Consider the following 20,136-nt stretch of genomic DNA (forward strand, 5'->3'; position numbering starts at 1 on the left):
AAAAGAATACGTAAGACAACAGCTTTCAGAAGAGAAAACGGGTGAAATCTACGGTAGGCGTAAAACCGATGTGGAACCAGTTTTCGGATTTTTGAAGGCTAATTTGCATTTCACTCGTCTGTCAGTGAGAGGCAAAGAGAAGGTGAAAAATGAATTAGGGTTTGCCTTCCTGGCGGTGAACTTGAGAAAGTACATTGCCAGGAGCGGCTAATATGATAATAATCCATCTAACGCTCCAACTAAAAAGGTTCCGAACATCATCTTTGGATGTTCGGAACCTTTTTCAATTATTTCTGGCTAGTTATGTCCCAGCCTCTTTTTCGTCTTATACAGTGAAAATTTTTATTATTTTTTTATTACATATGTTGCTCTATCTGTTTTTATCGTCAGAAACTCCTGAGAAGCTTCAAAGGATAAAAGTTGGTTAATTGGTAATTCATAACTTTGAAGTGGTAATGGCTTTGAACCAGCAGCGTTCAAAACAGTTCCTCTACCTTTTAATTCAATTGTATAAGGGTCAACATAATCATCTTCATCATCTAATTGTTTAACGACCTCAACATCTTCTAACTCCATTAAATTATTGTCAATATCTCTTCGTTCCGTCTTTTGAATGGAAATATTAGACCCCTTCCATTCTTGTAACGTTTCCAAAATATTTTGAATCTGTTCATTCGTTTTTTTTGTCATGTTTACTTAGCCCCCTAAAAAACTTCTCGTAAATATTTTTATCAATTTAAGCCAAACTATGACGGATGTTTCATATTTTTTTTGGAGGCGATTTGTTTATGGGAAGACAAAAAAAAGGAAACCCGAACGCACAACGAAATAACAATGCAAAAAAGCAAGGCAAAGAAAACAGCCTTCAAGATGAATTTGCTTCATACGCTGAAGTAGAGTCGGAAAAAATGTCAAGAGAGAAAAAGAACTGAGCAACCTCGTGTGGTCTCTTTTAAAGGGATCACCATTTTCTCATTAGGGGGGTAATGATGTTTGATTTCTGGACTGGTGCTGAAGATTTACCTGTATATGGATTTTTAATTCGAGCACTTATTGTCTATGTATATATATTTATATTAGTAAAAATCTTAGGTCAACGCTCAATGGTCGCCATAAATCCGATTGACTTTATTTTCGGAGTTATTATCGGGGATGTTGTTGGTGAACCTCTTTCAAGTGGAGATATGCCGCTAGGAGGTCCGCTTGCAGCCGCAGCTTTAATTGGTGGGTTGCATTTAGGGCTGTCGTATTTAGCATTAAAAACACCACGCTTTCGAAGGGTAATTGAAGAAGAGCCGATTGTTATTATAGAAAAAGGAAAAATTCTCGTGGAGGAGTTAAGGAAAGCTAAAATTACACTAGAATCGTTGCTAATGGATTTACGCTTAAATAATGCACCTGATTTATCAGAAATTGATTATGCCGTTTTAGAAGCAAATGGTCAAATTAGTGTCATTAAAAAGACGAAATACGATTCGCTAACGCCTACTGACATGGGGCAAGCGCCAAAATCGAAAGGATATCCATCTGTTTTAATTGAGGACGGCCATATTATTGAAGCAAATTTAAAGAAATATGGTACAATTCAATGGCTAGATGAACAAGTACGGAAACAAGGATTTCGTAATGTGAAGGAAGTCTATGTGTTAACTGTTGATGAAACTGGACAAATCTACGCTAGTGGTCGGGAAGTTAAAGGGTAAAAATTTCCGGAAAATGATGTATATTTTCATTCCAAACTTATCAGAATAGATAAAAAGAATGGAGTGAGAATTGTGAGAAGAGTGAAGAAACTAACGTTAGATGAGCTAATAAAAGAAAATAAACGTGAATTATTAAATGATGAACAAGCATTAGATCGACTTGAACAACGCTGGGAAGAAAAACGAGCGGAAAAATCAAGTTAGTAAATAGTACCTCGGTTTTTCCTCCACCCATTCGGTCATAATAATGATATGGGAAAGGGGGAGAGACAAATGAAAAAAACACAATTTGCACACGCAACCTTTCGACCAGACCATTTAGGAACTCAACCGAGAAAATCTAACTCGAATAACGGAAAAAAAATGAATACAAAAGGGAACGAGCATCCAGACTATGTTCCTCCAAAAGGCTAAGAACGTGTTGTTCTTAGCTTTTTTTCTTGTGAATATAATGATATATGATACGATAATAGCAAAAGAATAAGGAGACTAACATGAATCCATACCATTGCTGTGCAACGTGTAAACATTATCGAGTAATGAAACAACATGGTAAACGGATACGCTTTTGTCAGCGGTTAGGTTATCAAACTGAACCAACCTATCAATTTCAATGCTGGGATCCAAAAGAACAAGTTTTAACATTGATGAAAAAAAGAATGGAGACCGAGGATTAAAACCATTATAGTAAAAAAAACACTTGTCTAATGAAGCTGAAAGCATAATAATGATAATGACAGAAGATTGATAGCAAGGAAGTGTTTTTCATTAAACCGTTAAAACAGACTGAAAAATCGATACAAAAAATAGGCAAGATTCTTTTTTTTATATATTTACTCGCCGTTATATATGTTACACTATTTGCTTGGAACTACGGGGCTTCACTAGGGCCTGAAGGACCAGGCGGAAGAAATTATAATCTTACTCCTTTCCGAAGTATTTATCGCATCTCTGTGTTTAGTAAAGATATTATGGACCCGATCCGGATTTTAATTGGAAATATTATATTGTTTATTCCATTTGGTTTTCTTTTACCGCTTGCGTTTACATTTTTTCGAACATCCATTATGAAAGTAACCTTACTGGCCATGTTCACCTCTATTACAATTGAAATTTGTCAATTTTTATTTACTCATCGAGTTGCCAATATTGATGATGTTATTTTAAATACGTTTGGCGCATGGATAGGGGCTGTTGTTGTTTTTGTTTTACTCTTTATTCAAAGAAGGGTTATTGTTTTGTTTACACGTAAAAAATAAAACAAGCTTCCGTGATGAATATCATGAAAGCTTGTTTTTGTTTCCGTTATACCTTAATTTCAATACGGCGTTTCCATAATTGGTAACAACCAATGACGATGACGAGAAAGGCTCCATAAAAAAGGATGATAAAAAACATTTCCTGTGGATTTGTGACAAAAGAATTCCCAACAGCAGCAAATAAAATCATTGCAGGGATTTTACCGAGGGACGATGCAATTGCATAATTGATAAATCGAACCTTACTTAATGCTGAGTAAATATTTACAATAATGGACGGAATGATAGGAATAAGCCGAGTGAGAAAAATCGTTATAAACGCATTTTTTTCAAATAATACAGTAACTCGATGAATCGGCTTATATTGCTTTAGCATTTTATTCCCCCAATCTTGATACCCATACCGTACGACGATAAACATAATAATAGAAGCAGCTGATGAGCCAATCCATGTTAGAAGTGAGCCGAGCACTGGGCCAAATGTAGCTCCTAACACGCCTCCGATCAGAGGGTAAGGGATAACAGGAAATAATGCGAGCAATGTAGCAAGTAGAATGGTTAATAGTATATATTGTTTCGCATGCAATTGAAGCCATACGAAAATATCTTGTCCAAAAAAATAAACTGAAGTGGCAATGGCAATCGTCATGATTGCGATCGTGAGTTTTTTTACCATTGGAACCTCCTTTGAGCTAATAATCTTGATACTATTTAATTATACAAGGTTTCTCTTATTTGCATAAGGTAGAATCCCACTTTATAATTACAAGAGTGTGAAAGTATAGTAGAAAATCGTGGAGGTGCATAAATGTGAAGCTAAAAATCATACTCCTATTCTTTCTGATGATGTTCATTCCTTCTTTCGTATTTGCCCATTCTTATGTGTATGAATCGTATCCGGGTGATGGGGAAGTCGTCGATGAAGCTGTAGAACAGTTAGAACTTTCCTTTGATGCTGGAATTGAATCCCATAGTACATTATCGATAACAAAAGATGATGGAACTTCAATTGTTGTTGAATCGATTGAAGTGGATTCCCCTGTCCTCATTGCGCAATTAGAAGAACCGTTATACGAAGGGAATTATACGGTTGTGTGGGAAGCGCTTGGTGCAGATGGACATGGAACGAGTGGTTCATATTCGTTTTCCGTTACGGCAGAACAACCACAAGTAGAGGTAGAAGAAGAACCTGCAGAAGTTGTTGAAGAAGAACTGACAGATAAAGTTCTAGAGGAAGAACAAAGTGAATTGGATCCAGTTGAAGCAGAAGAAACAGAGCAAACGACGAATATTTGGCTGTTAGTATTAGGATTAGCTGCTTTAATTGCTGTTCTATTTATCATTATAAGGGTCATGCAAAAATGATTGTAAGTATTAGTAATGCACTTCTTTATCCGCTTGTAGCTTTTGCTATTGGGTATTTTATTATCCAAATGACAAACAAAAAGCACCAAGTTCTTTTGATTTCTCCACAAGTTATTCGCTGGGTTATTTTTGCGATAATCGTATTGTGCCTTGTTCCTGTTTTATCGTTAAGTGTTTATATTACGAGGACATTTGATGCACCATTTTGGGAGACATATAGTACGGTTATTCGAACATATGCAGTAGGTCAATCATGGATCGGCATAGCCATCATTGGAACGGTACTAATCGTGTTAACACGATTTAAATCAAAAGCATGGCTTTCGTTTCTATTAATGACTTGCCTTACTTTTGTCGTCGGTTTTTCCAGCCATGCCGCATCACTTGACCAACTTGGGGGAACAGTGGCCAATGGACTGCATTTCTTTTCGGCAACAGTTTGGATTGGAACATTATTTATTGTTGCATGGTTTACGAAATCAGATTTTGATTTTCAAGAGTTTATCCAATGGTTTTCACCGTTAGCTGTTGGAGCCGTGTTTGTCATTACCGCTTCTGGCTTTATGTTGATGAATTACATTGTTCCTGAATATGTACACTCTTGGGTCTTAACCTATGGCCAATTATTATTATTGAAGCATTTGCTATTCATCCCTTTGCTTATCTTTGGATTTGTCCATGGTTTTCTATTAAAGCGAAGAATGAAGGTTTATTCAAATGAACGAGTAAAGAAATCATTTAAATTTGAAAGTGTTGTCGCATTAGTAGTGTTTGTTATCTCTGCTTTTATGACAGAACAAACACCACCACATGAAGTAGCGACGACATTACAATTTGAAGAACCATCGGCTTTGTTTACGATGATATTGGGAATGCATCCACAGCAGTTATTACCACTTGGGCTACAACTAACATTATGGAATGGAATAGTAGGTGTTGTTTCTCTAGGATTATTATTGTTGTTTGGGTATTATCTGCATAAGAAAACATCGGTTGTTATTTCTTCATTAATTCTATGTTTGTTTGTACTAGGTGGCTATGCTACGGCGATGGCGAGTATTGAAAGTAGAAAAGATGCGAATATTACACCATATGCTTCATTAGAAGAAGCGATTGCCGGAGGATATGAGGAAAGCTATGACATTTCAATCCTAGTTGAAAAGCCATATCAGCATGATACGCATGCAGTCTTATACGAGTTAGATGAATCAAAGCTTGTAGCAGAATTATTTAAAGTAGAAGATGATTTGTATTATAGAGTGGAAGGCACAACATTAACTGTTGGTGGCATTCCTGTATCTGAAACAGACCATAAAATCCGTACGTTTTTTATTCGTTTTGGTGATTGGAAAATAGATGGATTTGACTATACGTATGTGTCATTCGGAAAAATTAATGAACCTGCAAATGTAACATCGGTTGATATTCACTATGAAGGGTTATCACGGAAGGAACAAGTTGAAAATCAAGGGTTCCTTTCTATGACAGCTTCGAATGAGGAGTGGAGCGCAAATCATCCGATTGAGTTTTTTGATGACGAATTTAATATTATTGGTGGCTATATGCGTGGATTTATGGAAGAGGGCGTTTATTGTCACTAACGTTGAAAGCAATGTAGATTGCTTTCTTTTTTTTTTTTTTGAGAGAACATTTTTATTAAGGAAGTTAGTCCTTTGAATTGAACGAATAAAGCAAATCAATTCACAATCGTCAAAATGGCGAGGTGCTTTTTTAATTTCGATTCTTGAAAAAAGTGTTACAATAATAGACATAGCGTCTTTAGCGCAAGGAGAAAGGTCGGAAGAAATGGAGAGAAAAAAGCTTTGGGTAATATATATTATGCTTGCATTAGCGACAAGCACATGGGGAAGTCATTTATCGCCGGAAAAATTGCGGTTGAAAGCTTTGAGCCAACGACGGTTGCTTTTTTGAGGTTTTTTGGAGCAATGATTTTGTTATTTCCGATTATGTGGGTAACAGAAAAGCATCGTCCCACTCCAACAAAAAAAGATTGGGTCCGTTTTGCCCTCCTCGGATTAACAGGCATTGCGATTTATAATATTTGCTTTTTTCTTGCCAGCAAGCATGCTCCCGTCATAAAAAGCTCATTGTTTATTGCCGCAAATCCCGTATTAATTGTAGTATTGTCAGGACTGTTCTTGAAGGAAAAATTAACAAAACGACATCTTATTGGGATGGCTATCGCATTATGTGGTGCGGCCATCATCATATCCGAAGGGCATGTCGTCAATATGCTTCGACTAGGCTTTGAGCCAATTGATTTTGTTTTACTTGGTGCTGTTATTAGTTGGGCATTATATAGCGTACTTGGAAAAGTTGTGTTACAAAAATTTAGTTCGGTTGTTTCAACCACCTATGCGGTCGCATTCGGGACACTTTTCTTATTTCCTTTTGCGCTCGCTGAAACAAGCTGGACCGATGTTGTTCAAGCAACACCACAAACATGGATATCCATTGCTCATATGAGTGTATTTGTAACAGTTGTTAGCTTTATTATGTATTATCAAGGAATAAAAATTGTGGGTGCGGCTAAAGCATCGATTTTTATTAATTTTATGCCTGTGTCTGCCGTTATTATGGCGACTGTTTTTTTAGGTGAATCATTTATGCTCGTACATGCAATTGGTGCAGCTTTCGTTTTAACTGGAGTATATATAGGAACAACGCTGGCAAGACAACAAAAAAAGAAACCAAATGTGAACCAAAGTGGTGATAATAATGTTAAGACAAACGGATGAATGGACAGCGATCAAAACGAAAGTAGAGAAATGGAAAGAAAGGCCTGACGATTTTACTGCTGAAGCCGAAGCATTACAGCTGTTACGTTCATTAGAACGAAGAGAGGAAGAAGAGGTTGAAAAGGTTCATGATGACATCTATTCATTGCTAGCATACTCTCGATTTAAAAGAGTGAGTTATGAAGATGAAATGGTGACAACTTGGCTTAGGCAAGTTCATGATGAAAATTCGCGATTATTCCAATGGGTTCAGCTTCAGTTGTTCATTGAAAAAGTGAAAACTCCATTTTTACCAAAGGTATTTCCACAAATTAGAGAAACGGATCATGGAAGTGCAAAGAAAAAGCTAGCCGAAGATTATGTTGCAATTGCCGAACATTTCTTTTCTGTTTATCCGGCTGTTGAATCGGCCCTTCTACAGGCAATTGATATAGCTATGAAGATTGAAGATGTGCAAGAAGAGAAGTTGCGAAAATGGCTACAAGTACTAGAAAGTATAGAAGCGGAAATGCATCTTGTAACGAAAGCGACAAAAGCGTATCAGCAATCTGTAACAGGTATTTACTATTCGGCGACTCAGTTAAACGAAGTTAGAACGATGATTCAACGAGTAGAACAATTAAATCAGGAGTGGGAACAGCTTTTATTCGAACGGAAAAACGACAACTCTTCCGCTCTTTCTGAGTTGCAGCAATTAGTCGGTCTTGATGAAGTAAAGCAAAAAGTCAAATCACTATATCGCTATTTACAATATCAACATATCCGTAAAGAGCGTGGATTCCATTTGCAAGATGATATTAGTTTGAATATGGTGATAACGGGAAATCCAGGTACAGGTAAAACGAGATTAGCAAGAACGCTAGCTAAAATTTATCATGAATTAGGTGTCTTAGAAAAAGAAGAAGTCATTGAAGTGAATCGTTCTCAATTAGTTGGTGGTTTTGTCGGTCAAACAGAAGAAAATACGATGAATTTCATTCAAAAGGCATTAGGTGGAGTTTTGTTTATTGACGAAGCTTATAGCTTAAAACGAGACCAGTCGTCTGGGAATGATTATGGACAAACAGCTATTGATACATTAGTAGCAGCTATGACAAATCATGAATATGCTGGGAAATTTGCAGTGATTTTAGCAGGCTATCCAGAAGAAATGAGGCATTTTCTGTTTGCTAACCCAGGTTTGCGAAGTCGTTTTCCGGAGCATAATCATATTCATTTACGCGATTATACGAAAGATGAACTAATACAAATTGCTGAACAAATCGCGTTAAATAATGATTTCTTTTTTTCGAATCACGCAAAGGTGGAATTATCAAGACGAATTGAAAAGGAACAAATCGATGACACATTTGGAAATGCGAGAACCGTTAAAAATATAGTCATGGATGCGATTTTTCAAAAAGGAGCCCAAACAAACGTCCAACAAGAATTAAATTATGAAGATATTGCCGTCCTTACAGAAGAAGCTGTTCGAACGCAAAAACACGGAAATAAAGATGAACAATCCTCTTTAGATGAATTGCAACAATTAATCGGATTAGACAATGTAAAAAAAGAAGTGAAACAGTTAACATCATTTGTTCGAGTGCAACGAATAAGAGAACAAAGAGGTCTTCCTACCGTTCCGATCGGTTTACATTCGGTTTTTACTGGGAATCCAGGAACAGGAAAAACAACCGTTGCTCGATTGTTTGCTTCGGCTTTAAATGGAATTGGTCTTTTAAAGCGCGGGCATGTCATTGTTTGTGGACGTTCTGATTTGGTTGCTGGTTATATCGGACAAACGGCGATAAAAACAAAGCAAAAAATTAGAGAAGCGTTAGGTGGTGTCCTTTTCATTGATGAGGCGTATTCACTAGCTTCAGGTGGTCAAAAAGATTTTGGTCGTGAAGCTATCGATACGCTTGTGGAGGAAATGACAAAATATAATGAAAACCTTGTCGTCATTTTAGCGGGTTATCCAGATGAAATGACTCATTTATTACAACAAAACCCGGGGCTGCAATCTCGTTTTAAAAAACATATTCATTTCCCGGATTATTCACCTATTGAAATAAGTGAAATTAGTTTACAATATGCAAAGAAATATGGTTATGACATTGATGGATCACTTCGTAAAAAAATCGATGATAAATTGAAAGAGATTTCCATAGACGGAAATGGTAGGTTTGCAGTAGATATTGTTGACCGCGCCATTCAACGTCATGCCAGTCGAATGATAGAAGAGGGACAACATTGGGAGACAGATGCGTTAACAACATTACGGGAAGCTGACTTTATCGATTTATTCAATATGTAGGGGGAAATAAAATTGAAAATATCTCGTATTCCAGTCGAAGTTAGATACGCAGAAACGGACCAAATGGGTATTGTTCATCATAGCAGTTATGTCGTGTGGTGTGAACTTGGAAGAACGGCTTTAATTCGGGAGCTAGGCTTTAGCTACGCCCAAATGGAAGCAGATGGAGTATTAGCTCCTGTCCTTAACATTAATTTAAATTATAAGCATACGACGAAATATGGAGAAACGGTTACCGTTCATACGTGGATTGAAGCCTATGATGGATTGAGAGTGACTTATGGGTATGATATTGTAAATGAAAAAGGAGAAACTTGCGTGTCAGGAACAAGTTTGCACGTCTGTGTCAAAAAAGAAACGTTTCGTCCGATATCAATTCGTAAGCAATTACCAGAGTGGCATGAAGTGTATGAAAGGGAAAAAAAGAGTTGAACTTCAAAAAAGATACGTTGTAAGGAAATGATACAAGATGGAGGACAAAAGCAGAAAAACCGTGTATAAGAAAGGAGAGTTTGTATGCAGGAAGAAAAGAGGGGATATATGTTGGAATTACAAAAAAAGATTATTCAAGACTTAAAGGTGGAAGCTACGATTCAACCTGCTGAGGAAATTAGACGGAGAATCGATTTTATTAAAGACTACTTATTACATTCGAAACAGAATGGTTTAGTGCTAGGTATATCCGGTGGACAAGACTCTACGTTAACAGGAAAGCTATGTCAAATGGCGATTACAGAATTAAATAGGGAAAATCATGGGAAGTCTTTCACGTTTTTTGCGGTACGACTTCCATACGGTGTTCAACAAGATGAGCAAGATGCACAAGATGCACTTGATTTTATCCAACCGGACAAGCGAGTGACCATTAATATTAAACCAGCGGTAGATGCTGCTGCTCAGTCGTTTTATGAAGCGACCGCTATGTCTTTATCAGATTTCAATAAAGGGAACACAAAAGCGAGAGAGCGTATGAAAGCACAATATGACATTGGAGCCCATTTTCAATGTTTAGTTGTTGGCACTGACCATGCTGCTGAAGCAGTAACAGGTTTTTACACAAAGCATGGTGATGGCGCTTGTGATCTTGCACCGATTTTTGGATTAACGAAAACACAAGGAAAGCAGTTATTACAAGAGTTGGGTTGCCCAGAACATTTATATCAAAAAGCACCAACTGCTGATTTAGAAGATGATAAACCAGGACTACCCGATGAAGATGCCCTCGGAATGACATACGAACAATTAGACGCCTTTCTTGAAGGAAAGCAAGTGTCTCGCGAAACAATGGAAAAAATTGTACAACGTTATATTCAAACTGAACATAAAAGACAATTACCTGTAACTGTGTACGATACATGGTGGAAACAATAATACGAAGATGATTGATATAACGGTGTCCTTGTCAATATAAAGACAATGGATACCTTTTTTTGAAAGCTTATTCAAGAAGAGCGGGCAGGGCTTTGCACTTCGCTTGAAAGAAAAGACGCTCCTGCGTTTTTCTTAATAATTTGGACGGTTACATTGCATCATTTTGATCGTTTCTTCATATTCATAAGTAGGATAATGAAGTGGAGTGAGGAGAATAAAATGGTGAGAGCAAAGGTCGTTTTATTAGTTTTTCTATCTTTTGTAGTTGTTGCATTAGGTTTTTTTACTTTTGTGGATGGAGATATAACATTTGGTAATGAAGAAAATAAAGAGATGACCGTTAAGACAACATCGAATTCTAGTCATGGTGTTGGTGACACATTAGAAATAAACGGTATTACAATGACAGTTAATGATGTATATTCGAAGCATGATGAAGGGAATTCAGACGTGAATTATGTTATAGTAGATATATCCGTAACAAATGATAAACATTCAAGTTACGAATTTTCATTGCATAAACTAACGTTGAATGATGAAGAAGGTTATGGTTACGAACATACAACCCGAACGGAAACAAAAGGCATTCTAGGTGGACAAATAAGTGAAGGACGAACGGTCCGAGGTGAAGTGGCTTTTAAAGTACCAACAACTGACCAATCTTTTGAGTTTGTCTATACTGATCACTTGCGAACAGGCCAGTTAGTATGGGAATTACAAGAAAACGAGTTGAATAAGGAGTCACATGAATGATAGAAAAAAATTCGGATTTGCATATGCATTCGACCGCCTCTGACGGTGGGTATTCACCGTCAGAGCTCGTTCGAAAGTGTAAGGAACAAGGGTTAACGATTATATCTTTAACTGACCATGACACGGTAGCAGGAGTGTCAGAGGCAATTGAAACAGGACAAGCTTTTGGTATAAAAGTAATTCCTGGTATTGAGTTTTCAACAAAAGCAAAAGGGAAAAGTGTTCACATAATAGGATACGGGATAGACATTTCCGATAAAGCACTATTACATATGTTAGAACAGCAAAGGATTCAGCGTAGAAACCGACTAGATGTTATCCTTTCCAAACTTCATCAAGTAGGTATTACAATGCAAGCTGACGATGTACTTCAGTTTGTAGATGGTGGAAGTATAGGAAGGCCGCATGTAGCTAAAGCATTGATTCAAAAAGGGTATGTCACAGATGTTGCTGAAGCTTTTGACCGGTATTTAGCAGAAGGACAACCGTGTTACGTTTCAAAAGAAAAAGAAATGACGCCAGAAGAAGCTTTTACTTGGATTCATCAAACAGGTGGAGTCGCTATTGTTGCACATCCAGTGTATTACGGGTTAGATGAATTGATTGAAGAATGGGTAAGAGAGAAGCAGTTAGACGGAATTGAAGTATACCATCGGGACCATACTCAAGCTGACGTCATACATTATGAGCAGTTTACATTGAGATTAGAACAAACGTATGATGTTCAATTGTTACGAACAGGTGGTTCTGATTTTCATCACGAAGAGTATGGTCGAAAAAGAGAGCCATTAGGAGTGACAAGGCTATCTAATGAATTCGCCATGCAACTAATGGAAAAATTGAAATGATAGTAGACTCGGTCAGTATTCGATAGTACAATATGTTTTTGTGATGTTTGGAAAGTGGTGAACCTTCTATGAGATTAATTCAGATTGAGGAATATAAAGAGCATTCTATGCAGTTAGCCAAGCCGGTCTATGATGCGAAAGGTCGAGTGTTATTAGCAGCGGGAAACAGAATTCATCCCAAATATTTGCAAAAGCTAAAATCAATTGGTGTTACATTTTTGTTGATTGAAGATGCTTCTTCGCATGGAATTACTCTTGAAGAAATGGTCGATATGCCAACGTGGATTGATGCAACACAATTAATTAAAGATTCATTTGAACGAGTGAAATTACGTAAAGTGTTACCAATAAAAGAATTGCAACAATGTGTCTTTAAGCTCTTATACGAAGTTCGAAAGAGGAAGGCTGTCTTATTAATCCCGTCTACCTCTGTTGCCGATGAACTTCAGCCTTATGCACATAGTGTGAATGTCACATTAATTGCCTTACAAATCGGAAAATTTTTGCAATATACAGAATCACAGCAACGTGATTTAGCCATTGGTTGTTTGTTACATGATATTGGAAAAGTAGTAGCCAATCGAGTTGAAGAACATCCAGAAAAAGGGTTTTCCATTATTCGAAATGCTAGAGAGATCAATCTACTCTCTGCTCATATTGCGTATCAACATCATGAACGTTTAGATGGACAAGGGTACCCACGTAAAATTAGCGGGGAAGATTTTCTTCAATTTGCGCAAGTGTGTAGTATCGCTAATGAATATGAGAACATGATTTCATTGCATCATGTTACTTCCTATGAGGCGATTGAACGATTAATGGCAAAAAGTGATTCGCACTATTCACATGCTGTTGTCAATGCTCTTTTTAAAGGAGTTCCTTCTTTTTTACCTGGGACGTTTATTCGATTAAACACGTCCGAAAAAGCTATTGTTACAAAAATTGATACGCATTTACATCGCCCTGTCATAAAACTATTAGAAACGGATGAAGAACGGTCATTGGCAGACTTTCCAACGTTAATTATTACCGAAGAATTATCAAGAGAAGAAGTAGAAGAAATGGATGAGACAAACGGATAAATTCCTTTGACTCATCCTTTTGTTTATCATATAAGAAAGCATAAAAATTTAGGTCTAGCAGTGAAGCCTTGAAAGCTTATTCTAGAAGAGCGAAGGCTACGCACTTCGATTGAAACGAAAAGACGCTCCCGCGTTTTTCTTATTGTTTAGTGTACTAAAAAAAGTCGACCTGTGGATAACATTGCGCTTATAGATTCTTAGAATGAATTAGGGGTTTGGGGTACTATGATACAAGCGAGTAAAGACCCAAGTGAATCATTCAACACTTGGGTCGGGGTTTATCACGTTAGCGATTTTGTTGTTTGTGGTAATTTAAGCGGCCATGAAAACCGTTATCTGTGAACATGACTAGCGTTTTGGAACATTGGTGGACACAGGAGCAGTTAATCATAATATATTGCTAGGAATAGAGTTACTTTTGCGGTAATAAGCGCTCCTGTGGCCGCTAAAAAGCGGAAACCCGTATCATGTTCACAAATAACGGCTGCTCTGACCGCAAAAGTGAGATATGTTATTTATTAGCATGTCCAAACCTTTCCAAAATCATGGCTTGTCTTATGTTGTTTATTCTTCCACTGTTCTTTTACTCGAAATCTCGGTTCCTTCTAACGCTTGTGTCGCTAGTTGGTCAGCTTCTTTGTTTTGTTTGCGAGAAACAGCTTGAAACTGAGCTTGAAAACCAAGTTCTTTTACTTTTGCTTCAATTCTGTCCACCCATTGTTGAAGTTCAGGTTCATAACATGGCCATTCCTCTGTTAATTGGTTAATGACAACGAGTGAGTCTCCTTTAATCATAATCGGAATGTGATGAGCGCCTAATGCTTCGAGCTCAGATAGGGCAAACCAAAGGGCCGCATATTCAGCCTCATTATTCGTTTGGATATTGTGAATCCTTTCGTTTTTCCGAAGGCGGTACGTTTTGTTGTTTTGTTTAAACTGAATGGCTATGCCTAGGCCAGCATTGCTAGTGGCATGGTCAAAGCCACCATCAAAATGAACGATAATGTCATGAGGTTCGTCTTCTACGCCTTTTATATATTTCAGGATTTCTTTTTTTGACCACTGACAGCCTTCTTCATCGACAAAAAATAATTCTTTGACTCGCCCTGTTTTTTCGATATCATCAACCAATGTAAGGATTGAGGTGACTGGAAAAGAGTCTGAGCGAAAAACAATCGTCTGTTTTCCTTTAGCAGGCTTATAACTCCATTCTAAATAAACATTCATCTAACTCCCCATCCTTTAAAGAAAAATAAATTGCGAATTGTCTAATTTCATGATAATTTAATTAATTACAAGGGTAAAGTTATCTTTTTCGTTGTTCCCATCGTTTAAATAAATGATTAACAAGTTTTATGCCTTGTTTAAGGACAAGAAGTTTGATAAAATGGCGGATTATGGTCGAAAACATATTTTAACACCCTTTCTATAACGTCTTGTTATTAGGATGGATCGTTTTGAATTTTTTACACATCGTAAAAACATATTGTATAATCAACAACAATGGCATCTGCTAATATTTGTAATGGAGGAGACGACGTCATGCCAATTAAAGTACCTGATAGCCTACCAGCCAAGGACATATTAAATAGAGAAAATATATTTGTAATGGATGAAAGTCGAGCTTATAAGCAAGACATACGTCCATTAAAAATAGCGATATTAAATTTAATGCCCGTAAAAGAAACAACTGAAACACAATTGCTTCGGTTGTTAGGAAATACACCGTTACAAGTCGATGTTGTATTTATTTATCCTGATTCGCATACATCGAAAAATACATCACAAGAGCATTTATCTTCGTTTTATAAGACGTTTGAAGAAATTAAAGAATTAAAATTTGACGGGTTAATTATTACTGGGGCACCTGTAGAAAAATTAGAATTTGAGGATGTAACTTATTGGAAGGAGCTTCAACAAATTATGGATTGGAGTGTTACAAATGTAACATCCACACTACATATCTGTTGGGGAGCGCTTGCTGGTCTTTATCATCATTATAAAATTTCAAAATATTCTCTAGATAAAAAAATGTTTGGTGTTTTTTGGCATCGGGTGAATATTCCGAATGTTAAGCTTTTACGAGGGTTTGATGATATTTATCTTGCACCACATTCACGATACTCAGAAGTGAAAAAATCGGAAATTGAACAAATTCCTGATTTAGAGGTGTTAAGTGATTCAGATGAAGCAGGTGTGTACATTGTCGCTTCTAAAAATGGGAAACAAATTTTTGTAACGGGTCATTCAGAATATGATTGCTGTACATTGCAGGAAGAATATGAGCGAGATGTCAATAAAGGAGTTGATATTGACTTACCACAAAACTATTTTCCTGAAAATAACCCTTCGTTTGCCCCGGTGTTAATGTGGAGAGCACATTCGAATTTATTATTTTCAAATTGGTTAAACTATTACGTTTATCAAGAAACACCATATGATTTGTCTCAATCTTAAATTCATAAAAAAAAGAGAATGTAATTGGAGTCTTGTCCACTTACATTCTCTCTTCCATTTCCGCTAACCATTGAGTAAAATAGTCGACGAAACGAGCATCCCACTGTGTCCCTTTTCCGCTTTTTAATATCTCAGCCGCTTTTTTACTTGTCATTCCTTTTCGATATGGACGGTCTGATGTCATTGCATCATACGCATCTGCAACGGCTAAGATTCGACCCATCATTGGAATATCATGTCCTTGTAGTCTATCAGGATACCCTTTTCCATCGATCCGTTCATGATGAGAGCGTACACCAGGTAAAAACCGTTTCATAACATCTTCCGGCTGAACTTGTCGTAAAATTTCCTCCCCGAGAACAGGGTGTTTTTTAATTTCCTCATATTCTTCATCCGACAATGGGCCATCTTTTAAAAGTATATGATCAGGAATCCCGATCTTTCCAATATCATGTAATAATGCAGTTTCTTTTAGTAATTGAAGAGATTCGGCTGAAAGGTTAGCTCTTTTCCCAATTTCTACAGCATACGTCGCAACACGTATAGAGTGACCAGCTGTATAGTGGTCTCGTGCATCTAACGCCGCTGCTAATGTAGCAATAAAGCTTTCATTTAATTGCTTGTTCACGACATCTCGTTCTTTTAACCCTTGGACCATATGGTTAAATCCGTATAGAAGCCCTGAAAACTCATCTGAATTATAGTCAGGGGCCACAACTTCAAAATTCCCTTTCTCTACTTCTCTCATATCAGCTTGAAGACGCCATATTGGATTTGTCACGTGATAATATAACAATGTTGAACCATACAAAGAAAGGAGAAGACAGACCCCAATCAAAAATGAAATACTCAGCCAATAATGAATATGGGCTTGGAGTGAGTGCTCAATAAATGTAAAGTGAACGACGAGTCCAAATAAAGTAAGGGGAAACCCACCAAGAAAAATAATACTTAAGCGGAATTTCGTTTTTAATGATACTAAAATAGAACCGTCGATCGATAATATTTGTTTGTGATTCGTTTTCGCTTTTTCATATAGTTCTTGCAGGACAGGCTCAATTGCAATCATTGCTTGATAATATTCAATCAATGCATGCATCCCCGCAATGATAATCGCTCCAATAAACGCATACATAATAAAATGATAGGAAAGTGTCATTCGTTCAGTAGAAATAAAGAAATAGGTTAACAACATCGCTGGTATTGATAATCCAAATAAATGTGGCCCTAGAATTCGTTTCACTGTTAATACCGGAAATCGATGGGTTTGGTGATAGGCTTTCTCTAGTGTTGCAAAATTTGGATGTTCACAAAGTAATGCCTGCTTGATTGGTGCGATATGTTTGTTAAACATAAGTACTTCTGAAATGACCATAAAAAGAAGTGAAATCAGTAATACAGTTAAAAGTGGCTTTATGTTTACGACGGTTGAAGGTGTTACAGTAAACATAAGAACGCCTCCAACCCCAAATACGGCGATAAGAGATCCTATAATGTAATTTTTGAATAAAGTCCTAAGAAAGTGTCGATAGACCATGTTCTTCCTGCTTTCAAAATTATTAGCTTGTGCGTATGTCACATTCAGATAAAATGCCGCATAAGTTTACAATAGATATTAGTCTATTTTACAAGGTGTTAGGTTAGATTCCAATCATCATTTTTTGTAAAATAATTATTTTGGAGGACATCATGAAAACAAACAGACATTATTATGTGAGCGGAAATACGCGAATTGGGTTTTACTCAGTACTTCCAGAGTTAAGCAAAGAATTGGATTGTATTTTTGTTCTGAAAGGATTAGCTGTTCGTGATACGAGTGATGAATTATATAAACTAGCTTCCTATTTTGAAGAAAAAGGATTAGCCGTCGATTATTTTCATTCTCCAAATAACAATCAGCTTATTGAAGGAATTCGGCTTGTTCAATCAAAAATTGCAATCGTATCTAACGAAATTGTCGTAAAGCTTGGTGAAAATTTCTCTGAGCAAAGGGTTGTCGTCATTCATTTTAATAAAGCCATTTCTAAATCAAAACTTGAATTATATTCAGAGCGCTTAAAACAACTTCAAGAAGAACGAGACTACCATGTTCAATTAGCATATGAAGCCTTTGCAGAAGCAAAGCCTTTTCATGAAAGAAAAGAAGAGATTTATTTAAGTGAAATGAGCTTTGCAAAAGCAGATGAAGTGACAGCGAACTTAATTAAATCCATTTTCCGAAAAAAAAGAGAGCAAGAGGGTGGCCATACAGAAACAATATTTTTCGGTGCAGCTACACCAAAAGGAGCGGTTCATTTTATCGATGAACTAACGGAACATTTGAAAAAGCGATTTATCATAAAAGGCCGTTCAGGCTGTGGGAAATCAACGTTAATGAAAAGAGTCGCAAACGAAGCATTACAACAAGGAATGAATGTCACTTACTTTATTTGTGGTTTTGACCCATCAAGCTATGATATGGTCATCATAGAGGAATTGGAACTTGCGATAGTGGATGGGACGGCACCACATGTCATTGACCCTACTCGAGTAGGCGATGTGGTCATAGATATGTTTGAATTATGTGTTAATCCTCAAGTGGAAATCGACAATAAAGAAGAAATTGAACATTGTGAAACCGAATATAAAAAGAGAATGAAAACGGGAACGCTCCATTTAAAGAAAGCAGCAGAAGCTCAAGAGGTCATTGATGCTTATATTAACGAAGCGACAGATAGAGAAAAGCGAAAACAGATGGAACAACAAATGATGACCACGATCATGAATACAATTAAAGCAAGTCAAAAAGAATGGGCTTAAAATACAAAGGCCTGCTATGCGAAATCATAGCAGGCACGTATAACCGCGCTATATGTTTTTTTTGACAAGACCGATTTTATCTTTTAAATCACCAGAATCGACTTGAAGCTCTTCATTTACATATAATTGGACATCTTCATCAAATGTTGTCTGTTGTTTTTCATTTTGTTGATTTTGATTTTTGTTACTGTTTTTCATAACAGTACCTCCCCTAGACTTAATAGATTTAGTTAAACTCATTATAGTTTGGATTCGTATTGGAAAAACTATTCATACATGGATAAAAGAGGAGGAGCCAATATGTGGGAACATGTAAAAACAGAAGATTATTATAAAGCGCAAACAATGGCAATTGACGGGGTAGAAGTCCATTATGAATATTACCGAGGAAAGCAAGCAAAAGAAGAACCTGTTATTGTTCTTGTTCATGGTCTTGTTTCAAGTTCGTATAGTTTTCGATACTTAATGCCGCTCATCGGTAAAGAATATCCTGTTTTAGCGATTGATTTGCCTGGCTTTGGAAAAAGCGAAAAATCAAAAAACTTTATTTATTCTTTTGAAAGTTACGCTAAACTTATTTTTCGATTTTTACAATTGGTTCAAGTGAAAAACATTATAGCAGTTGGTCACTCTATGGGTGGACAGGTTGCTTTGTACATGGCAAAAAATTATCCGGAACAAGTCAAGAAACTTGTGTTACTTTCAAGCTCTGGTTATTTAAAGCGTGTAAAAAAGCACTATTTATATGCTTCTTATCTTCCTTTCTCTAGTCGAGTATTGAAGTGGTGGTTTCAAAAGCGGGACTATAAAGATGCCCTTCTTCATGTCGTCTATAATAAAAACGCAGTTGATGAGCATGCCTTAGTCGAGTATACGAGGCCTTTTAAAGATGAAGGGTTTTATGATGCGCTTATTCGATTAATGAGGCACAGGGAAGGAGACTTAACCGCGGAACAATTAAATAAAATTCAACAGCCAGCTCTTTTATTTTGGGGGAAAGAAGATGAAATTGTACCATTGCGAATTGGGAAAAAGCTTGACCGTGATTTGCCCCACTCAGAGCTCATCGTCTATGAACAAACAGGTCATTTAGTGCCGGAAGAAAGACCACAAGAAGTGGCTCAGAAAATGCTCGAATTTATCAATGGAAATCAGTTATGAGACAATTCATAGCTGGCTTTTTTTTAAGATAAGAAAGCATAAAAATTTTGTTGTAGCAGTGAAGCTTTGAAAGCTTATTCTTGACGGAGGGTGTTTAAATTTTGTGTTATATAGGGTTCTATTGGACAAAACGAGTACAAAATCGGAGAGAAGTGTCTAGTAGAAAGGTTCTATTAGACAAAACGAGTGCAAAATCGAAGAAAAGTGTCCAATAGAAGGCTTCTATCAGCTATGTTTGTTTAGTGTGTCATGAAAAGGAAAAGACATCTTTTGATGTAGT

The 20,136-nt window shown here is 36.7% G+C and carries 24 protein-coding genes; 19 read left to right on the top strand and 5 right to left on the bottom strand.

What is annotated here, in order from left to right; all coding sequences use genetic code 11:
• Nucleotides 1–211, top strand: a 211-nt coding sequence (locus T323_RS25910; protein WP_156942390.1) for a transposase, incomplete at its 5' end; no start/stop codon positions are given.
• A 134-nt stretch (nucleotides 212–345) separates the two neighbouring features.
• Here the strand turns inward: T323_RS25910 and ymzB are convergent.
• Nucleotides 346–690: a protein YmzB gene (gene ymzB, locus T323_RS0103945; RefSeq protein ID WP_026672113.1), complete on the bottom strand. Its 345-nt coding sequence runs from the start codon at nucleotides 688–690 to the stop codon at nucleotides 346–348.
• Between the two features lie 98 nt (nucleotides 691–788).
• Here ymzB and ypzF point away from each other — a divergent pair, with 98 nt between their 5' ends.
• From ypzF to T323_RS0103975, 6 genes are all read left to right on the top strand, one after another.
• Nucleotides 789–932, top strand: coding sequence for a protein YpzF (gene ypzF, locus T323_RS29110; RefSeq protein WP_169737871.1), 144 nt, complete (start codon nucleotides 789–791; stop codon nucleotides 930–932).
• Nucleotides 933–989: 57 nt separating this feature from the next.
• On the top strand, nucleotides 990–1,703 hold the full coding sequence (locus T323_RS0103955; protein ID WP_026672114.1) for a YetF domain-containing protein: 714 nt from the start codon (nucleotides 990–992) through the stop codon (nucleotides 1,701–1,703).
• 72 nt (nucleotides 1,704–1,775) lie between these two features.
• A complete protein-coding gene (locus T323_RS28285) occupies nucleotides 1,776–1,907 on the top strand; it encodes an FbpB family small basic protein (RefSeq protein ID WP_084309086.1) in 132 nt (43 codons plus the stop codon).
• A gap of 69 nt (nucleotides 1,908–1,976) precedes the next feature.
• Complete coding sequence (locus T323_RS0103965) at nucleotides 1,977–2,117, top strand: acid-soluble spore protein N (protein WP_026672115.1); 141 nt, start codon at nucleotides 1,977–1,979, stop codon at nucleotides 2,115–2,117.
• A gap of 80 nt (nucleotides 2,118–2,197) precedes the next feature.
• The gene (locus tag T323_RS0103970; protein ID WP_026672116.1) at nucleotides 2,198–2,380 is read left to right on the top strand and encodes a hypothetical protein; all 183 of its coding nucleotides are present in this window, start codon (nucleotides 2,198–2,200) and stop codon (nucleotides 2,378–2,380) included.
• Between the two features lie 81 nt (nucleotides 2,381–2,461).
• Nucleotides 2,462–2,962: a VanZ family protein gene (locus T323_RS0103975; RefSeq protein ID WP_245613681.1), complete on the top strand. Its 501-nt coding sequence runs from the start codon at nucleotides 2,462–2,464 to the stop codon at nucleotides 2,960–2,962.
• A 46-nt stretch (nucleotides 2,963–3,008) separates the two neighbouring features.
• Here the strand turns inward: T323_RS0103975 and T323_RS0103980 are convergent, their stop codons facing one another.
• Nucleotides 3,009–3,638, bottom strand: a complete 630-nt coding sequence (locus T323_RS0103980; protein ID WP_026672118.1) for a TVP38/TMEM64 family protein — start codon at nucleotides 3,636–3,638, stop codon at nucleotides 3,009–3,011.
• 134 nt (nucleotides 3,639–3,772) lie between these two features.
• On the opposite strand from T323_RS0103980, the gene T323_RS0103985 reads away from it, so the two are divergent.
• The 9 genes from T323_RS0103985 to T323_RS0104025 all read left to right on the top strand — a co-directional run bounded on the left by T323_RS0103985 (nucleotide 3,773) and on the right by T323_RS0104025 (nucleotide 13,439).
• Nucleotides 3,773–4,327 carry a copper resistance CopC family protein gene (locus T323_RS0103985; protein WP_026672119.1) on the top strand — a complete coding sequence of 185 codons (555 nt, stop codon included), beginning with the start codon at nucleotides 3,773–3,775 and terminating at the stop codon, nucleotides 4,325–4,327.
• A complete protein-coding gene (locus tag T323_RS0103990) occupies nucleotides 4,324–5,928 on the top strand; it encodes a CopD family protein (protein WP_026672120.1) in 1,605 nt (534 codons plus the stop codon). Before T323_RS0103985 ends, T323_RS0103990 begins: the two co-directional genes overlap by 4 nt.
• Before the next feature lie 222 nt (nucleotides 5,929–6,150).
• On the top strand, nucleotides 6,151–7,086 hold the full coding sequence (locus T323_RS25915) for a DMT family transporter (RefSeq protein WP_308417642.1): 936 nt from the start codon (nucleotides 6,151–6,153) through the stop codon (nucleotides 7,084–7,086).
• A complete protein-coding gene (locus T323_RS0104000; protein WP_026672121.1) occupies nucleotides 7,067–9,385 on the top strand; it encodes an AAA family ATPase in 2,319 nt (772 codons plus the stop codon). Before T323_RS25915 ends, T323_RS0104000 begins: the two co-directional genes overlap by 20 nt.
• 12 nt (nucleotides 9,386–9,397) lie before the next feature.
• On the top strand, nucleotides 9,398–9,817 hold the full coding sequence (locus T323_RS0104005; protein ID WP_026672122.1) for an acyl-CoA thioesterase: 420 nt from the start codon (nucleotides 9,398–9,400) through the stop codon (nucleotides 9,815–9,817).
• A gap of 108 nt (nucleotides 9,818–9,925) precedes the next feature.
• Nucleotides 9,926–10,756: an NAD(+) synthase gene (gene nadE, locus T323_RS0104010; RefSeq protein WP_026672123.1), complete on the top strand. Its 831-nt coding sequence runs from the start codon at nucleotides 9,926–9,928 to the stop codon at nucleotides 10,754–10,756.
• A 219-nt stretch (nucleotides 10,757–10,975) separates the two neighbouring features.
• Nucleotides 10,976–11,509, top strand: a complete 534-nt coding sequence (locus tag T323_RS25920) for a DUF4352 domain-containing protein (RefSeq protein ID WP_035177667.1) — start codon at nucleotides 10,976–10,978, stop codon at nucleotides 11,507–11,509.
• A complete protein-coding gene (locus tag T323_RS0104020; RefSeq protein ID WP_026672124.1) occupies nucleotides 11,506–12,357 on the top strand; it encodes a PHP domain-containing protein in 852 nt (283 codons plus the stop codon). The genes T323_RS25920 and T323_RS0104020 overlap by 4 nt, the downstream gene beginning before the upstream one ends.
• Nucleotides 12,358–12,425: 68 nt before the next feature.
• Nucleotides 12,426–13,439 carry an HD-GYP domain-containing protein gene (locus T323_RS0104025; protein ID WP_026672125.1) on the top strand — a complete coding sequence of 338 codons (1,014 nt, stop codon included), beginning with the start codon at nucleotides 12,426–12,428 and terminating at the stop codon, nucleotides 13,437–13,439.
• Between the two features lie 564 nt (nucleotides 13,440–14,003).
• Here T323_RS0104025 and T323_RS0104030 read toward each other — a convergent pair.
• Complete coding sequence (locus T323_RS0104030) at nucleotides 14,004–14,666, bottom strand: reverse transcriptase-like protein (protein ID WP_026672126.1); 663 nt, start codon at nucleotides 14,664–14,666, stop codon at nucleotides 14,004–14,006.
• A gap of 315 nt (nucleotides 14,667–14,981) precedes the next feature.
• On the opposite strand from T323_RS0104030, the gene metA reads away from it, so the two are divergent.
• Nucleotides 14,982–15,896, top strand: coding sequence for a homoserine O-acetyltransferase MetA (gene metA / locus T323_RS0104035; RefSeq protein WP_026672127.1), 915 nt, complete (start codon nucleotides 14,982–14,984; stop codon nucleotides 15,894–15,896).
• A gap of 40 nt (nucleotides 15,897–15,936) precedes the next feature.
• Here the strand turns inward: metA and T323_RS25925 are convergent, their stop codons facing one another.
• Nucleotides 15,937–17,346: an HD-GYP domain-containing protein gene (locus T323_RS25925; protein ID WP_245613682.1), complete on the bottom strand. Its 1,410-nt coding sequence runs from the start codon at nucleotides 17,344–17,346 to the stop codon at nucleotides 15,937–15,939.
• A gap of 239 nt (nucleotides 17,347–17,585) precedes the next feature.
• On the opposite strand from T323_RS25925, the gene T323_RS25930 reads away from it, so the two are divergent.
• Nucleotides 17,586–18,695, top strand: coding sequence for a P-loop domain-containing protein (locus tag T323_RS25930; RefSeq protein WP_051556353.1), 1,110 nt, complete (start codon nucleotides 17,586–17,588; stop codon nucleotides 18,693–18,695).
• A gap of 48 nt (nucleotides 18,696–18,743) precedes the next feature.
• On the opposite strand, the gene T323_RS28715 is transcribed toward T323_RS25930, so the two are convergent.
• Nucleotides 18,744–18,893: a hypothetical protein gene (locus tag T323_RS28715; protein ID WP_156942391.1), complete on the bottom strand. Its 150-nt coding sequence runs from the start codon at nucleotides 18,891–18,893 to the stop codon at nucleotides 18,744–18,746.
• Between the two features lie 102 nt (nucleotides 18,894–18,995).
• On the opposite strand from T323_RS28715, the gene T323_RS0104055 reads away from it, so the two are divergent.
• A complete protein-coding gene (locus T323_RS0104055) occupies nucleotides 18,996–19,856 on the top strand; it encodes an alpha/beta fold hydrolase (RefSeq protein ID WP_084309089.1) in 861 nt (286 codons plus the stop codon).
• Nucleotides 19,857–20,136 lie beyond the last annotated feature (280 nt).

It is taken from the genome of Alkalihalobacillus bogoriensis ATCC BAA-922 (assembly GCF_000621445.1).
In the GTDB taxonomy this organism is placed as follows: Bacteria; Bacillota; Bacilli; order Bacillales; family Bacillaceae_F; genus Bacillus_AO; species Bacillus_AO bogoriense.

Excerpts from the sequence above, each read along its gene's own strand:
- T323_RS0104000 (WP_026672121.1), top strand. The coding sequence starts at position 7,067 with ATGTTAAGACAAACGGATGAATGGACAGCGATCAAAACGAAAGTAGAG.
- T323_RS0103955 (WP_026672114.1), top strand. The coding sequence starts at position 990 with ATGTTTGATTTCTGGACTGGTGCTGAAGATTTACCTGTATATGGATTT.
- T323_RS25930 (WP_051556353.1), top strand. The coding sequence starts at position 17,586 with ATGAAAACAAACAGACATTATTATGTGAGCGGAAATACGCGAATTGGG.
- ymzB (WP_026672113.1), bottom strand. The coding sequence starts at position 690 with ATGACAAAAAAAACGAATGAACAGATTCAAAATATTTTGGAAACGTTA.
- T323_RS0104055 (WP_084309089.1), top strand. The coding sequence starts at position 18,996 with ATGTGGGAACATGTAAAAACAGAAGATTATTATAAAGCGCAAACAATG.
- nadE (WP_026672123.1), top strand. The coding sequence starts at position 9,926 with ATGTTGGAATTACAAAAAAAGATTATTCAAGACTTAAAGGTGGAAGCT.
- T323_RS0104020 (WP_026672124.1), top strand. The coding sequence starts at position 11,506 with ATGATAGAAAAAAATTCGGATTTGCATATGCATTCGACCGCCTCTGAC.
- T323_RS0104025 (WP_026672125.1), top strand. The coding sequence starts at position 12,426 with ATGAGATTAATTCAGATTGAGGAATATAAAGAGCATTCTATGCAGTTA.
- T323_RS0103965 (WP_026672115.1), top strand. The coding sequence starts at position 1,977 with ATGAAAAAAACACAATTTGCACACGCAACCTTTCGACCAGACCATTTA.
- T323_RS0103990 (WP_026672120.1), top strand. The coding sequence starts at position 4,324 with ATGATTGTAAGTATTAGTAATGCACTTCTTTATCCGCTTGTAGCTTTT.
- T323_RS0103970 (WP_026672116.1), top strand. The coding sequence starts at position 2,198 with ATGAATCCATACCATTGCTGTGCAACGTGTAAACATTATCGAGTAATG.
- T323_RS25920 (WP_035177667.1), top strand. The coding sequence starts at position 10,976 with ATGGTGAGAGCAAAGGTCGTTTTATTAGTTTTTCTATCTTTTGTAGTT.
- T323_RS0103980 (WP_026672118.1), bottom strand. The coding sequence starts at position 3,638 with ATGGTAAAAAAACTCACGATCGCAATCATGACGATTGCCATTGCCACT.
- metA (WP_026672127.1), top strand. The coding sequence starts at position 14,982 with ATGCCAATTAAAGTACCTGATAGCCTACCAGCCAAGGACATATTAAAT.
- T323_RS25925 (WP_245613682.1), bottom strand. The coding sequence starts at position 17,346 with ATGTTTACTGTAACACCTTCAACCGTCGTAAACATAAAGCCACTTTTA.
- T323_RS0104030 (WP_026672126.1), bottom strand. The coding sequence starts at position 14,666 with ATGAATGTTTATTTAGAATGGAGTTATAAGCCTGCTAAAGGAAAACAG.
- T323_RS28715 (WP_156942391.1), bottom strand. The coding sequence starts at position 18,893 with ATGAAAAACAGTAACAAAAATCAAAATCAACAAAATGAAAAACAACAG.
- ypzF (WP_169737871.1), top strand. The coding sequence starts at position 789 with ATGGGAAGACAAAAAAAAGGAAACCCGAACGCACAACGAAATAACAAT.